At 63.3% G+C, this 14,552-nt stretch carries 16 protein-coding genes and 1 pseudogene; 13 read left to right on the top strand and 4 right to left on the bottom strand.

The genetic code is table 11. The features are described from left to right. Window position 1: 1 nt before the first annotated feature. From AB7M33_RS16705 to AB7M33_RS16740, 8 genes and pseudogenes are all read left to right on the top strand, one after another. Window positions 2-1,975, top strand: a complete 1,974-nt coding sequence (locus AB7M33_RS16705; protein ID WP_177323878.1) for a heme lyase CcmF/NrfE family subunit — start codon at window positions 2-4, stop codon at window positions 1,973-1,975. Continuing rightward, on the top strand, window positions 1,972-2,508 hold the full coding sequence (locus AB7M33_RS16710) for a DsbE family thiol:disulfide interchange protein (RefSeq protein WP_027592993.1): 537 nt from the start codon (window positions 1,972-1,974) through the stop codon (window positions 2,506-2,508). The genes AB7M33_RS16705 and AB7M33_RS16710 overlap by 4 nt, the downstream gene beginning before the upstream one ends. Then, window positions 2,505-2,984: a cytochrome c-type biogenesis protein gene (locus AB7M33_RS16715; RefSeq protein ID WP_454243139.1), complete on the top strand. Its 480-nt coding sequence runs from the start codon at window positions 2,505-2,507 to the stop codon at window positions 2,982-2,984. Before AB7M33_RS16710 ends, AB7M33_RS16715 begins: the two co-directional genes overlap by 4 nt. Beyond that, complete coding sequence (ccmI, locus tag AB7M33_RS16720; RefSeq protein WP_085272511.1) at window positions 2,977-4,167, top strand: c-type cytochrome biogenesis protein CcmI; 1,191 nt, start codon at window positions 2,977-2,979, stop codon at window positions 4,165-4,167. Before AB7M33_RS16715 ends, ccmI begins: the two co-directional genes overlap by 8 nt. Before the next feature lie 12 nt (window positions 4,168-4,179). Beyond that, on the top strand, window positions 4,180-4,599 hold the full coding sequence (locus AB7M33_RS16725) for a hypothetical protein (protein WP_027592990.1): 420 nt from the start codon (window positions 4,180-4,182) through the stop codon (window positions 4,597-4,599). Between the two features lie 96 nt (window positions 4,600-4,695). Then, entirely contained in the window at window positions 4,696-5,634 is a 939-nt protein-coding gene (locus AB7M33_RS16730) for a 2-hydroxyacid dehydrogenase (protein WP_454243140.1), read from the top strand. A gap of 51 nt (window positions 5,635-5,685) precedes the next feature. After that, entirely contained in the window at window positions 5,686-6,474 is a 789-nt protein-coding gene (locus AB7M33_RS16735; protein WP_265969484.1) for a PhzF family phenazine biosynthesis protein, read from the top strand. Window positions 6,475-6,922: 448 nt separating this feature from the next. Further along, window positions 6,923-7,129: pseudogene (locus tag AB7M33_RS16740) on the top strand (EamA/RhaT family transporter); the annotation flags it as partial. Here AB7M33_RS16740 and AB7M33_RS16745 read toward each other — a convergent pair. Then, window positions 7,067-7,261 carry a hypothetical protein gene (locus AB7M33_RS16745; protein ID WP_454243141.1) on the bottom strand — a complete coding sequence of 65 codons (195 nt, stop codon included), beginning with the start codon at window positions 7,259-7,261 and terminating at the stop codon, window positions 7,067-7,069. The pseudogene AB7M33_RS16740 and the gene AB7M33_RS16745 sit on opposite strands and share 63 nt — an antisense overlap. On the opposite strand from AB7M33_RS16745, the gene AB7M33_RS16750 reads away from it, so the two are divergent. The 5 genes from AB7M33_RS16750 to AB7M33_RS16770 all read left to right on the top strand — a co-directional run bounded on the left by AB7M33_RS16750 (window position 7,260) and on the right by AB7M33_RS16770 (window position 11,142). Further along, the gene (locus AB7M33_RS16750) at window positions 7,260-7,808 is read left to right on the top strand and encodes an EamA family transporter (RefSeq protein ID WP_454243142.1); all 549 of its coding nucleotides are present in this window, start codon (window positions 7,260-7,262) and stop codon (window positions 7,806-7,808) included. The genes AB7M33_RS16745 and AB7M33_RS16750 overlap by 2 nt on opposite strands. 41 nt (window positions 7,809-7,849) lie before the next feature. Next, complete coding sequence (locus AB7M33_RS16755) at window positions 7,850-8,188, top strand: FKBP-type peptidyl-prolyl cis-trans isomerase (RefSeq protein WP_454243143.1); 339 nt, start codon at window positions 7,850-7,852, stop codon at window positions 8,186-8,188. Window positions 8,189-8,497: 309 nt separating this feature from the next. Further along, entirely contained in the window at window positions 8,498-9,004 is a 507-nt protein-coding gene (locus AB7M33_RS16760; RefSeq protein ID WP_099428663.1) for a hypothetical protein, read from the top strand. Between the two features lie 236 nt (window positions 9,005-9,240). Next, a complete protein-coding gene (locus AB7M33_RS16765; RefSeq protein ID WP_454243144.1) occupies window positions 9,241-9,903 on the top strand; it encodes a histidine phosphatase family protein in 663 nt (220 codons plus the stop codon). A 45-nt stretch (window positions 9,904-9,948) separates the two neighbouring features. Further along, window positions 9,949-11,142 carry a D-amino acid dehydrogenase gene (locus AB7M33_RS16770; RefSeq protein WP_454243145.1) on the top strand — a complete coding sequence of 398 codons (1,194 nt, stop codon included), beginning with the start codon at window positions 9,949-9,951 and terminating at the stop codon, window positions 11,140-11,142. Between the two features lie 115 nt (window positions 11,143-11,257). Here the strand turns inward: AB7M33_RS16770 and AB7M33_RS16775 are convergent, their stop codons facing one another. The 3 genes from AB7M33_RS16775 to AB7M33_RS16785 all read right to left on the bottom strand — a co-directional run bounded on the left by AB7M33_RS16775 (window position 11,258) and on the right by AB7M33_RS16785 (window position 14,444). Beyond that, window positions 11,258-11,986 carry an aspartate/glutamate racemase family protein gene (locus tag AB7M33_RS16775; RefSeq protein WP_027592983.1) on the bottom strand — a complete coding sequence of 243 codons (729 nt, stop codon included), beginning with the start codon at window positions 11,984-11,986 and terminating at the stop codon, window positions 11,258-11,260. A 16-nt stretch (window positions 11,987-12,002) separates the two neighbouring features. Beyond that, window positions 12,003-13,535 (bottom strand): NCS1 family nucleobase:cation symporter-1, encoded by a 1,533-nt coding sequence (locus AB7M33_RS16780; protein ID WP_265969480.1) that lies wholly within the window; start codon window positions 13,533-13,535, stop codon window positions 12,003-12,005. A 471-nt stretch (window positions 13,536-14,006) separates the two neighbouring features. Next, window positions 14,007-14,444: an Lrp/AsnC family transcriptional regulator gene (locus AB7M33_RS16785; RefSeq protein ID WP_027592981.1), complete on the bottom strand. Its 438-nt coding sequence runs from the start codon at window positions 14,442-14,444 to the stop codon at window positions 14,007-14,009. Between the last annotated feature and the right edge of the window lie 108 nt (window positions 14,445-14,552).

The following is a 14,552-nucleotide window of genomic DNA, read 5'->3' on the forward strand; positions in this document are numbered from 1 at the left end:
GGTGATACCCGAACTCGGCCAGTTGGCGATGATCCTGGCCATCTGCTTCGCCGCCGTGCAGGCCAGTGTGCCGCTGCTCGGCGCCTGGCGCGGCGACAGCCTGTGGATGAGCCTGGCACGCCCGGCGGCCTGGGGGCAATTCGCCTTCCTGACCTTTGCTTTTGCCTGCCTCACCCATGCCTTCATGACCGACAACTTCTCGGTCGCCTACGTCGCCAGCAACTCCAACAGCGCTTTGCCTTGGTACTTCAAGTTCAGTGCCGTGTGGGGCGCGCACGAGGGTTCGTTGCTGCTGTGGGCGTTGATCCTGGGCGGCTGGACCTTCGCCGTGTCGGTGTTCTCGCGCCAGCTGCCGCAAGTGATGCTGGCCCGTGTGCTGGCGGTAATGGGCATGATCAGCGTGGGCTTCCTGAGCTTTTTGATCATCACCTCCAACCCGTTCCAGCGCCTGCTGCCGCAAGTGCCGACCGATGGCCGTGACCTCAACCCGTTGCTGCAGGACATCGGCCTGATCGTCCACCCGCCGATGCTGTACATGGGCTACGTGGGCTTCTCGGTGGCCTTTGCGTTCGCCATCGCCGCCTTGCTTGGCGGGCGGCTTGATGCCGCCTGGGCACGCTGGTCGCGGCCGTGGACCATCGTCGCCTGGGCCTTCCTTGGCGTGGGCATCACCCTGGGCTCGTGGTGGGCTTACTACGAGCTGGGTTGGGGCGGCTGGTGGTTCTGGGACCCGGTGGAAAACGCCTCGTTCATGCCTTGGCTGGTGGGCACAGCCTTGATCCACTCGCTGGCGGTGACCGAGAAGCGTGGCGTGTTCAAGAGCTGGACCGTGCTGTTGGCGATCGCAGCCTTCTCGTTGAGCCTGTTGGGCACCTTCCTGGTCCGTTCCGGGGTGCTGACCTCGGTGCATGCCTTTGCCGCTGACCCGTCACGCGGCGTGTTCATCCTGATCTTCCTGCTGTTCGTGGTGGGTGGCTCGCTCACCCTGTTCGCCCTGCGTGCGCCGGTGGTCAAGAGCCAGGTCGGCTTTGCCCTGTGGTCGCGCGAGACGCTGCTGTTGGCCAATAACCTGGTGCTGGTGGTGGCGGCTTCGATGATCCTTTTGGGCACCCTGTACCCCTTGGTGCTCGATGCCCTGACCGGGGCCAAGCTGTCGGTCGGCCCGCCATACTTCGATGCGTTGTTCCTGCCGCTGATGGCACTGCTGATGGTGGTGCTTGGGGTGGGCGTGGTGGTGCGCTGGAAGGACACGCCCGGCAAATGGCTGGCAAGCATGATGACCCCGGTGCTGATCGGCAGCGCAGTGCTCGCCCCGGTCGCGGGCTTCATCGTCGACGACTTCGACTGGCCAACGCTGACGGCCTTTGCCCTGGCGGCCTGGGTCGTACTCAGCGGGTTGCGTGATGTGCTCGACAAGACCCGCCACAAGGGCCTGGCCAAAGGCATGGGTGGCCTTACCCGCAGCTACTGGGGCATGCAGCTGGCGCACCTGGGCCTGGCGGTGTGCGCACTGGGCGTGGTGTTGTCGAGCAACAACAGTGCCGAGCGCGACCTGCGCATGGCGCCGGGCGAAAGCGTCGAGCTTGGCGGCTATCACTTCCTGTTCCAGGGTGCCAAGCACTTCGAGGGGCCGAACTTCATTTCCGACAAGGGCACCGTGGTGGTGTCTCGCGACGGTCGCGAAGTGACCACGCTGCACCCCGAGAAGCGGCTGTACACCGTGCAGCAGTCGATGATGACCGAAGCCGGCATCGACGCCGGCTTCACCCGCGACCTGTACGTGGCCCTGGGCGAGCCGTTGGAAAACGGCGCCTGGGCGGTGCGTGTGCATATCAAGCCTTATGTCCGCTGGATCTGGCTGGGCGGTCTGCTGACCGGCCTGGGCGGGTTGCTGGCGGCCCTCGACCGGCGTTACCGCGTCAAGGTCAAGACCCGGGTGCGTGATGTCCTGGGCGTGTCTGGAGCAGCTGCATGAAGCGTTGGATCATGGTGGTGCCACTGGCGGTGTTTCTGCTGGTGGCGGTTTTCCTCTACAAAGGCTTGTTCCTCAAGCCCGACGAACTGCCTTCGGCGATGATCGGCAAGCCCTTCCCGGCGTTTTCCCTGGCCTCGGTGCAAGGTGATCGCAATTTGACCCAGGCCGACCTGTTGGGCCGCCCGGCGCTGGTCAACGTGTGGGGGACCTGGTGCCCGTCGTGCAAGGTCGAGCACCCGTACCTGAACCAGCTGGCCGAGCAGGGCGTGGTGATCCACGGGGTCAACTACAAGGACGACAATGGCGCGGCGCTGAAGTGGCTGGCCGAGTTCCATAACCCTTACCAACTGGATATCCGCGACGAGCAGGGCACGCTGGGCCTGGACCTGGGCGTGTACGGTGCACCGGAAACCTTCCTGATCGACGCCAAGGGCATCATCCGCTACAAGCACGTGGGCATTGTCGATGCCAGCGTCTGGCGTGAACAGCTGGCGCCGCTGTACCAGGGCCTGGTCGATGAGGCCAAGCCATGAAGCGCGGGCTGGCAGCAGCCGTACTGGGGTTGGCCCTGGGCCTGGGCGTGGCCAGGGCGGCCATCGATACCTACCAGTTCCGCGATGACGCCGAGCGTGAGCGGTATCAGCAACTGACGAAAGAGCTGCGCTGCCCGAAGTGCCAGAACCAGGACATCGCCGACTCCAACGCACCGATTGCCGCCGACCTGCGCCGCGAAATCTTCCGCATGCTGGGCGAAGGCAAGAACAACGAGCAGATCGTCGACTTCATGGTCGACCGCTATGGCGACTTCGTGCGTTACAAGCCCGCGCTCAGCGGGCGCACCTGGCTGCTGTGGTTCGGCCCGGGGATCCTGCTGGCCGGTGGCTTCGTGGTGCTGCTGGTGATCGTTCGCCGCCGCCGCGGTGCAGCGGCCCAAGGTGCGCATGAGTTGTCCGTCGACGAACGCGAGCGTCTCGCCAAACTGCTGGAAAAAGAACAGACCCATGATTGAATTCTGGCTTAGCGCGGGCCTGCTGCTGCTCGCTGCCCTCAGCTTTCTGCTGATCCCGATCCTGCGTGGCCGTCGCCGTCAGCAAGAGGAAGACCGCACCGCCCTGAACGTCGCCCTGTACCAGGAGCGCGTGGCCGAATTGGCTGCGCAGCAAGCCGCCGGTGTGCTCGATGACGTGCAATTGGCCAAAGGCCGTGACGAAGCGGCCCGTGAACTGCTGGCTGACACCGAAGGTGGCGAGGCCGCGCGCCAAGGCCATCTGGGCAAAGCGCTGCCGCTGTTGGCGGCGGTGCTGGTGCCGCTGATGGCGTTGGGGCTGTACCTGCACTTTGGTGCGGCGGACAAAGTCGAGCTGACCCAGGAATTTGCCCAAGCGCCCAAGACCATGGAAGAGATGACTACCCGCCTTGAGCGTGTGGTGAAGGCCCAGCCGGATTCCGCCGAAGCCCTGTATTTCCTTGGGCGTGCCTACATGGCCGAACAGCGCCCGGGCGATGCGGCACGCACCTTCGAACGTGCCGTGGCCCTGGCGGGCCGCCAGCCCGAGTTGCTCGGGCAATGGGCCCAAGCGCAGTACTTTGCCGCCGACAAACAGTGGAACCCGCAACTGCAGGCGTTGACCGATGAAGCCCTCAAGGCTGACCCGAACGAAGTGACCAGCCTGGGCCTGCGCGGCATTGCTGCGTTCGAGGGTGAGCGTTACCAGGAAGCCATCGACTACTGGAAGCGCCTGCTGGCGCAACTGCCTGAAGGCGATGCCTCGCGCGCCGCCTTGCAAGGCGGCATCGACCGGGCTGCCGAGCGCCTGGGCGGTGAGCCTGGCCAAACCGTCACACCCGTGGCTGCCCGGCTGAAGGTGCGTGTGGAGCTGGCCGCAGCGCTCAAAGACAAGGTCAAGCCCGACGACACGGTGTTCATTTTTGCCCGTGCCAGTAATGGCCCGCCCATGCCCGTGGCCGCGAAGCGGGTGACCGTGGCGCAGTTGCCGATCGAGGTGGAGTTGTCTGATGCCGACGCGATGATGCCGCAGATGAAACTGTCGGACTTTACTGAAGTCCAACTGGTTGCTCGTGTGTCGCGTGCCGGCCAGCCCACTCATGGCGAGTGGATCGGCCAGGGTTCGCCACTGGCCACTGCCACCCAGGCCACGCAACACCTGACCATCGACAGCCCAGACCCGTAAGAGAGCATTGCCATGCACAGCACCGTCCGCCTGACCCTGATCACCCTGGCCCTGGGTTTGTCCGCGTGTACGGTGCATGAACCTTACGAGCAGCCCGCGCCACCGATCGAGCGGCTACCGCCGCACCAGGGGCCGGTGGTCAAGCCGTTGCCGGGCGGGCAGCCTTCGACCCAGCCGAGCAAACCCGCAGCGACGCCCAAGCCGATGCCCCGCACGTCCGCCAGCTTTGCACCGCCACCGGGCGGTTCTAGCCATTGGGACCCTAAGCTGGGCGTGTACGTGCTGGAGAAAAAACCCAACACCTTCTACCGCCAGCGCACCTACTACCGCTACGACGGGGGCTGGAGCTGGTCGCTGAGCCCCGATGGCCCATGGCAGGACACCGACAGCAGCGGTGTACCCGGTGGCCTTGGGCGGGCGTTCGCCCAGTAAGTTGCCCGGTACAGTACAGTTTTCTGCTGATTTATCGATTGACTGTACCGCCCGCTGATTACGCATAATGCCCCTTCGATCAGACGCGGAGGTGGCATGAGCAAGACAGTCCTGGTGTTGGTGGAAACCGTCGACGATTACCTGCCTCTGCTGGAACAGGCGGGTTATCGGCTGATTCGCGCTCCGTCGCCGCAACTGCGCACCGAAGCCATCCAGCGCCACGCCCGCGAAATCGATGCCGTGCTCACCCGGGGCCCATTGGGCCTGACTGCCGCGGAAATCGAGGCGCTGCCCCACTTGCAGATCATCTGCGTGATCGGTGCCGGCTACGAGCAGGTCGACCTGGCCGCCGCCGCCGCGCGCGGTATCACGGTGACCAACGGTGCCGGGGCCAATGCCGCCGCGGTCGCCGACCATACCCTGGCAATGGTACTGGCGCTGCTGCGCGACATTCCCCGTGCCGATGCCAGTACCCGCCGTGGCGAGTGGAACCGTGTGATCAGCCCGTCGGTGAGCGGCAAGCGCCTGGGCATTCTCGGCCTGGGCGCGGTGGGGCTGGCGATCGCCAAGCGTGCCAACCTCGGCTTCGACATGAGCATCAGCTACCACAGCCGCACGCCGCGCCCGGATGTGCCGTACACCTGGTACGACAGCCCGCTGCACCTGGCCGATGCCGTCGACATTCTGGTCGTGGCCACGCCAGGCGGCGCCGCTACCCATCACTTGGTCGATGCACCGGTGCTCAAAGCCCTCGGCGCCGAGGGCTACTTGGTCAACATCGCCCGTGCCAGCGTGGTGGACACCCAGGCCCTGGTGGCAGCGCTGGCGGGCGGCCAGCTTGCCGGTGCCGGCCTGGACGTATTCGACGACGAGCCGGCAGTGCCCGATGCCCTCAAGGCGCTCGGCAACACGGTGCTGACGCCCCATGTGGCGGGCCAGTCGCCGGAGGCCGCGCTCGACACGGTGACGTTGGTGGTGCGCAATCTGCAGGCGTTCTTTGCCGGTGAGCCGGTGCTGACCCCGGTACGAAACTGACTCTTTTCACCCATGAGCCCGGCAGCGTCCCGGCCAACAAGGAGTGTGTGCATGCAACTCGAGATCTTCCAGGTCGATGCGTTTTCCGCTGAGCCTTTCGGTGGCAACCCGGCGGCAGTCATCCCGCTGGACAGTTGGCTGCCGGACGATGTGCTGCAACGCATCGCCGAAGAGAACAACCTGTCCGAAACCGCCTATTTCGTGCGTAACGGTGAGGCATACGACCTGCGTTGGTTCACCCCGACGGTCGAGGTCGACCTGTGCGGCCATGCCACCTTGGCCTCGGCCTATGTGTTGTTCGAGCAGTTGGGTGTGCAGGCGCCCGTGTTGCGGTTCAATACCCGCAGCGGCGAGTTGCGCGTCAGCCGTGGCGCCGACGGGCTGTTGGCGATGGATTTCCCGGCCAAGCAGCCGGAAGCGGTGCAGGCCCCAGCGGGCCTGTTGGAGGCGCTGGGCCTGAGCAGTGCGCGTGCGGTGTACCGCAGCGATGACTTGGTGGTGGTGATCGATGACGCGTCGTTGCTGGACCCGTTGAAACCCGATTTTGTCGCCCTGTCGGCCTTTGATGTGCGCGGGGTCGCCGTGACTGCGGCGGGGCGTGGGTTTGATGTTGTCACCCGCTGGTTCGGCCCGCGGGTGGGCGTGAACGAGGACCCGGTAACGGGCTCGGCGCACACCTCGCTGGCGCCGTTGTGGGCCGAGCGGCTGGGCAAGAATGTGCTGAGTTGCGAGCAGGGTGGGGTGCGCAAGGGGCAGCTGCTGTGCGAGGTGCCGGGCAATGGGCGGGTGATCATTAGCGGGCGGGCGGCGTTGTATCTGCGGGGGCAGGTGTTTATCTGAGGGATGTTTTTGGTGCCTGAGGTGCATGCCTTGGGGTTTTCAGCGCCTGGGAGATCGAGCGCCGCCCGCGCGGCGCTTCGCAGCACAAGGCTGCTCCCACATCTGTTTCGGGCCAGTCACGCCTGTGGGGGCGGCGCGCGACCGCCTTGTTGGTCCGACGCGATATCATGGTGTGCGCCAAGGGGCCGCGCGCCAATGCCCCAGGACTAATTGGCCCGAAACAGATGTGGGAGCAGCCTTGTGCTGCGAAGCGCCGCGCGGGCGGCGCTCGATCTCCCAGGCGCTGCAAACCCCAAGACATGCCCCCGCAACCCCACCCGCATCCCCCAAATCATTGCCTCCCCCCCGCACAACCAGTAGCCTGCGCCCAATTCAAACGAGGATCGCAGACGTGAGACGCGGTGTGATGTACGCCGGCATGGCCGGTGCGTTGTGGGGCATGGTGTTGATGGTCCCTGAGCTGCTGCCTGAGTTCAACCCGATGCTGCTGAGCAGCGTGCGCTATGTCATGGTCGGGGTCATCTCGCTGCTGCTGGCACTGCCCATGGCCCGTCAGCTGCGTCAGCTGACCCTGCACGACGCGTGGATGCTGTTACGCCTGGCCGTCATCGGCAACCTGGTCTATTTCGTTTTCCTGGTGGCCGCCATCCAGCGTCTGGGCGTGGCGCCGGCTTCGCTGATTGTCGGCGTTCTGCCGCTGACCATCACCCTGTACGGTCGCAACGACAGTGGCGCGGTACCGCTGGCGCGGCTGATCGGCCCATTGGCGCTGATTCTGGGGGGGCATGCTGTGCATCAACCTGCAGACGTTCGCCTTCGCCCCCGGCGACATCGGCGACAAGCTCCTGGGCCTGTTCTACGCTTTGGCCGCTCTGGCCTGCTGGACCTGGTACGCGGTACAGAACAGCCGTTACCTCAAACAATGCGGGCATTTCGACAGCCATCAGTGGTCGGTGCTGTGCGGGGTGATGACCGGGCTGGCCAGCCTGGTGATGGTTGCAGCCCTGGCCCTGTGGCAGCCGCAACAGTTGCAGGTGGACGCGCCGATGGCGCGCTGGTGGTTGTTCTGGGCGGCCAGCCTGGGCTGCGCGGTGCTGGGTTCGTGGTTGGCCATGGCGCTGTGGAACGCTGCCTCCAAGCGTCTGCCACTCACCCTGAGCGGCCAACTGATCGTCTTCGAAACCTTGTTCGCCCTGCTTTACGCTTTCCTTTGGCGGCAGACCGGGCCGAGCGTGCTAGAGGCGGCAGCGATCATTCTGGTGATTGGCGGCGTGCTGTGGTCCATGCGCCAGCACGGAACGCCGCGAGAACTTGCCAAACCGGTGCATACCTGAGAAAAGGGCGGCTTTGATTTTTCCAGCGTTGGAGCATGCCCATGAGCAGCGAACTGCAGATCATCGACCTCGTCGAAGGCGACGGTAAAGCCGCCGTCAAAGGCGCCCTGATCACCACCCAGTACACCGGCTGGCTGGCCGACGGCAGCACGTTCGATTCATCCAGGTCGCGCGGCAAACCCTTCCAGTGCGTGATCGGCACGGGGCGCGTGATTAAAGGGTGGGACCAAGGCTTGATGGGCATGCGCGTCGGCGGCAAACGCAAACTGCAGGTGCCGGCGCACCTGGGGTATGGCGAGCGCAGTGTGGGGGCGATACCGCCGAATTCGGATTTGACGTTTGAGATCGAGCTGCTGGAAGTGCTGACGCGGGATGATTGAATAATCCAGTCCTACGCCAGATAGGAAAAGGATTACACGCCTTGTCGGCCCCCGTCTGATTGAGCGGTCATTCAAGGATGGTTACTCTTCAACATGACTTGAGTGAAGAGGGCATGGCTATGAAATCGCATTTTTCCTCGCGAGTGGTGCGAGAGGCAAATGCCTTGTTGGTGGCGTCCGGCGCCCGAATGGAGATTTCGCTACCGCGCGAATTGGCAGGCGTCCTGACCTGTACCCAAAAATCACACTCGGAATTGAAAGCAGCATTCAAAGCGGCGTATTCACGGTTGCGCAAGGAGTAACAGCCAGATGGCCGATGGCTGTTACAACCACATCTACTCGGTCCTTGTAGAGAATGAGCAAGATACACTGGGTATCATTGCCTATTCGTTGTACAAGAGGCAGAAGATCGAATTCATCCAGGCCTTCAAGGTCAAGCATGACAGGGAACCAAAAGACGAAGACCTGGCGCCTTTCCACGATGTCAGCAATAGCCCCACCCAGCTTGAAAGCTATCGCAACCAGGCCAGCCAGCTTGCTCAGGGGTTTCTTGATGCTTCGATAGCCGCGCAGGCTGTAGAGCTCGAGCAGTATTATTCCGACAAAGCCAGCAGCGAAATCAGAAATACCAAACCAGGGTTTTGGCTGGGGGTGGCGCAGAGTCTCGTGGGGTCGGTCCTCTTCGTTTTTTTGCTCGGTTTTCTTGTTTTCTTTACCTGGAGCCTGAATCAAGGCCCTAGGCAGGTAATCGAGCAGGTGTTTGGTGTAACCATTATCGTTCCAACCTCTGCGATCAACGCAGGCAATCTACCTTAGCCGCTGCTTGCGCGCGTATTGGCCTGATCAGGACATAATTCAGCAACACACATCCTCTAACGTTGGCCTTGCCTAGGGAACGGCAATCACGCTCAGGGAGGAACCAAACGGGTTGACGGCACTCTGACCCTCACTCGTTGCCAGGGATGGCACTCACTACAAGGACGCCCTGCGGCTGCGACGCAGGGCAACGTGGCGGGTCAACCCGATTTTCTCTGCCACAAGAGCCTGCCTTGATGAAGTTGCCAACCTTTCTCCGCCGTCGTCGCCACTTGCTGTTGAGCCTCGCGCTCACGGCCGTGGCCATACCGCTGGCGTTGGATGCTGTCGAAAGCCGTGCGCAGCCGGTCGATGGCACCCAGACCCTGGTCTTCCTGCGCCACGCCGAGAAACCGGGCGAGGGGCTCGGGCAACTGAACTGCCAAGGCCTCAACCGGGCATTGGACCTGGCCACGTTGCTGCCAGAGCGTTTTGGCAATGCCGACTACGTGTTTGCTGCCAACCCGTCGCGGCATGTCGAGGAAGGCAGCAAGGACGAGAGCTACAGCTATATCCGCCCGCTGATGACCATCACCCCCAGCGCCATCCGCTTGGGCCTGCCGGTGAACATCGACTACGGTGCCAACGACACCGACGCGCTGGCCGAAGAGTTGCTGAGCGACAAATACCGCAACGCGACGGTCTACACCGCCTGGTCCCATGGTTACCTGCCAGAACTCATCAATACCGTGGCCGGCAAGGCCCTGGGTGAAGAGCGGGTGATCACCGAGGACTGGAGCGGTGACGATTTCGACACCCTGTATGTGCTCACGCTGACCTGGCACGACGGCAAGGCCAGCCTGCTCAGCCGCAATGTTCGGCAGGGCCTCAATGACGGTGCCCATAGCTGTCCGAGCTGATGCGCTGCTACTGTTTGGGCAAGGAAGCCGAAACAGGGGCCATGCATGAAGCACGAGGTGACGGTCATTGGAGGGGGGGTCATTGGCCTGGCGACGGCCTATGCGCTGGTGCGCGAAGGGTTGTCGGTAGCACTGATCGAGGCGCGGGACAGCCTGGCGTCTGCCACCAGTTTCGCCAATGGCGGGCAGTTGTCGTACCGCTATGTGGCGCCATTGGCCGATGCCGGTGTGCCGTGGCAGGCACTGGGCTGGATGCTGCAGGGGGATTCGCCGCTGCGTTTGCGGTTGCGATTCGACCCGGCGCAGTGGCGTTGGTTACTGGCGTTCATGATGGCCTGTCGCAGCCGTGTCAATGCTCGCAATGGCGCACAACTGCTGGCGTTGGCGCTGGAAAGCCAAGCCGCCCTGGCGCGTTGGCGCGAGGAGGATGGGCTGACGGATTTTGCCTGGCGGCGTAACGGCAAGCTGGTCGCCTTTCGCAGTGAGCAGCCGTTCGCCCAAGGGCGCAGGCGCCTGCTCGATCCAATCAGCCAACGCGTGCTCGATGCCACCGAGCTCAAGGCCCTGGAGCCGGCCTTGGCCGGGGCGCCGTTCGTGGGGGGCGTGCTCACACCTGATGAGGAAGTCGCCGACTGTCACCGCTTCTGTGTACGCCTGGCCGAGCGCTTGCGCGCATCCGGGCAGTGCCAGTTTTTGCTCGGTAAGCCTGTGACTCAGCTGGTCACACATCACGATCGGGTGGTTGCGTTGCAGTTGGGCAGCGAGCGGGTCGATGTGCAGCGCCTGGTGTTGTGTGCGGGTCATCGCAGTGCGGGGTTGGCGCTACCGGGGTTGAAGTTGCCGGTCTATCCGCTGAAGGGCTACAGCCTGACTGCGCCGATTGCCCCTGAGCATCGGGCGCCGGAGGTCAGTGTTACCGACTACGAGCGCAAGATCGTCTATGCGCGGCTGGACCGCCAACTGCGGGTTGCGGCGATGGTGGATATCGTCGGTTACGATGAATCGGTGGATGCGCGCCGACTCGACAGCATGCGCTGGCTGGCGCTGGATACGCTGCCCAACGCCGCCGACTACGGGCAGGCGGTGGAATGGGCTGGGATGCGGCCAGCGACGCCCACCGGGGTGCCGATCATTGGGGCGACGGCGTATCGGAACCTGTGGCTGAACGTGGGGCATGGGGCACTGGGTTTTACGTTGGCTTGTGGCAGTGGGGAGCGGTTGGCCAGGATATTGCGCTGAATGTGCCGGCCTCTTCGCGGGTGAACCCGCTCCCACAGGGACCGCGCAGTGCCCGAAAGCAGCGCTGAGCCTGTGCGGCTTTAGCCGCGAAGAGGTCGGTAAGAACGAAGTAGCGTTAACGCCCGAAGCGCATCGGCCAGCCCACCACTTTCTTCACCCTCGGCGTGGCATAGGTCCGCACTTTGGACGTACTCAACCCCATCCGCACCAGCGACTCGGCAATGGTCACCGCCGCACTTACACCGTCCACCACCGGCACGCCGGTACGTTGACGGATCTGCTCATCCAGCCCCGCCATGCCACCACAACCCAGGCAGATCACCTCGGCCTTGTCGTCGCGCACTGCGCGCTCGGCCTGCTCGACGATAGCTTCCACGGCACGCTGCGGGTCGGCTTCCAGCTCGAGCACGGCCAGGCCACTGGCGCGCACCGACGCGCAGCGGTCGTACAGGCCGGAAAGCCGCAAGCGGTCTTCGATCAAGGGCACGGTGCGGTCCAGGGTGGTCACCACCGAGTAGGCATGGCCCAGGTACATGGCCGTGCTGGCGGCGGCATCAGTGATGTCCACCACGGGGACGTTCAACAGCTCTTGCAGGCCTTCGCGGCCGTGCTCGCCGTAGCCGGCCTGAATCACTGCATCGTAGGGCCCATCGTAGGCCAGCACCCGGTCCATCACCGCAATGGCCGCCAGGTAGCTTTCAAAGTTGCCTTCCACCGACTCGGCGCCAAACCACGGGGTCAGGCCGATGATTTCGGTACCTGGTGCGGCAACGGCGCGCGCCTGCTCGGCGATGGCCTCGGTGATGGCTTCGGTGGTGTTGACGTTGGCAATCAGAATACGCATGGACAGTTCTCCCTGATCAGTGGCTGCTGTGGTCAACGGCGATGCACTCACCGCTGACATCCAGGTAGTGGCGGTTGCGTGGCGCGATCAGCAGGTAAAGGGCCGCGGCGATGCCGGCACCGATCAGCCAGGAGAACGGCGCCACGCTATGGAAGTTGGGTACCAGGGCGAGCACGATGGCCAGCAGCGCGGCCGGCACAAACGCGGCCACGGCGCGCAGGTTGATGCCCTTGGTGTAGTGATAGGCGCCGGCCGGGTCTTCACTGTACAGCTGCGGCACGTTGATGCAGCCTTTGCGCAGCAACCAGTAGTCGGCCATGATCACCCCGTACAGCGGGCCGAGCAGGGCGCCCAGGCCCGACAGGAAGTACACGATCACCAGCGGGCTGTTGTACAGGTTCCAGGGCAGGATCAACACCGCGAGGGTGGCGCTGATCAGCCCCGCGCGACGGAAGTTCAGGTGGCGTGGCGCCAGGTTGCTGAGCACGAAGGCTGGGGCGACGAAGTTGGCCATGATATTCACGGCCACCGTGACGATCAGGAAGGCCAGGCAACCCAGGACCAGGAAGAGGGTGTTGGGGATGCTGGCGACGATCTGCGTCGGGCTGTCGATGATCTGGCCGTTGATCTGGAACTGCGCGCCGCACAGCACCACGGTGATCATCGCGAACACCAGGATATTCACCGGCAAGCCCCAGAAGTTACCGACGCGGATGGTCTTGCGGCAGGGCGAAGAGCGGGCGAAGTCGCAGAAGTTGAGCACCAGGGTGCCGTAGATCGCCAACCACAGGGCACCGCCCGCGAAGATGTTGCGCCACATCTCGTAACCGGTCAGCGGCGCCGCCACCGACCAGGCGATACGCGCGTCGGCCTTGAAGTACATGAACACCGCCAGGCTGGCGACGGTGAGCAGGATCACCGGGCCGGCGAAGGCCTCGTAGCGGCGCACCATCTCCATGCCGTAGGCGAGGATCACCAACTGCACCAACCAGATCGCCACGAAGCAGACCCAGCCCAGGCTCGACAGGCCAAGGATGCTGTCCTGGTCGTGGACGGCCAGTTGCGGCCACACGGCAGTCAGCAGCACGCGCAGCACCACCGAGGCCAGGTAGGTTTGGATGCCGAACCAGGCAATGGCAATGACCGCGCGGATCAACGCCGGTATTTGCGCACCATGGATACCGAAGGCAATGCGGCTGATGACCGGAAACGGTACACCGGTCTTTTGCCCCATGTAACCCGACAGGTTCATGAAGAAGTACACCAGCGCCGCACCAATGGCCAGCGACACCAGTATCTGCCAGCCGCCCAGCCCGAGGGCGAACAGCCCCATGGCGAACGAGTAGTTGGCGATGTTGTGCACATCGTTGGTCCATAACGCAAAGATGCTGTAACCGCCCCAGCGCCGACCTTCGGCGCGTGTTGGGGCGAGGTCGCGGTTGTGCAGGCGTGGGCTCAGTTCAAGTGCTGGCGCAGGGCCGGCAAGTGTGGAGATGGGGTTGCTGCTGGCGACGGAAAGTTCAGGGGCAAGGTCGAGGCTTGTACGCATTCCGGCAGGCTCCTGATGCACGTGGACTGCGATGAGCGGGCAATGCGCACGGGCTCGCCATCTCGTCGGTGCAGCGTTGGCATCACTGGGTTCTGGGCGCGGCGGCCGACGGGTAGGGCGGCGTCGCGGGTTCTTGTGTATTTATGTTTTGCCTAACTTGTATACAAAACACGAACACACAAAAGCGAGTTCCATGCCAGCCGAAAAGCGACGTTCAAGTTGCCATTGTTTTGATTTCGTCTTGTTTAACGCTAACTAAATGAAATTAAGGAAATAAAAATTGACCAACTAAACAGCTTTTATTTTTTTATCGTTTTGTTAGTTGATCAGTTGGTCAAAATTAGTGGCGTGAAGGGTGTAACGTATTGGGGCGCGGTTGAGAAAAGTGCACACAAAAATGGCACCTATGGTGACATTTGTGTGTACAAAAAATAGTCAGCTTTTGCCTGTGCCGACCACCTCGAGGCAGGTTCAGCCCATCGGCGGCAGGCGTCGCTTCACCGGGCTCTTCTTGATGATCGCGGTGTTGGTTTCGGCCAGCACATTGATCCGGTCGAGCAGGGTGTCGAGCTGTTCCATCGAGCGCACATGCAAACGCGCAATGAAGCAGTCCTCGCCGGTCACCTTGTCGCATTCGGTGAACTCAGGGATCGCGATGATCTGCCGCTCCACTTCCTGCAACTGCCCCGGCAGCGGGCGGATACGCACGATCGCCTGCAACTGGTAACCAAAACTGCGTGGGTCGACATCCACGGTGTAACCGCGCAAGACACCGCGCTCTTCCAGGCGGCGCAAGCGCTCGCTGACGCTGGGGGCAGACAAGCCACTGATCTGCGCCAGGGCCTTGAGTGAGCGCCGCGAGTCTTCCATCAACGCGTTGATCAGCAGTTGGTCGATAGCATCGGTCATGCGTAACCTCATCAGGCTATTCGGGTGATTTGCCTTGATAGTAAAGGCAAGCCGGCGGATGCGCCTTTGATATCCGCTGGAAGGTCCCACGTCACCCTTTGCATACTG

The sequence above is a fragment of the Pseudomonas sp. Y3 TE3536 genome, from assembly GCF_053629175.1.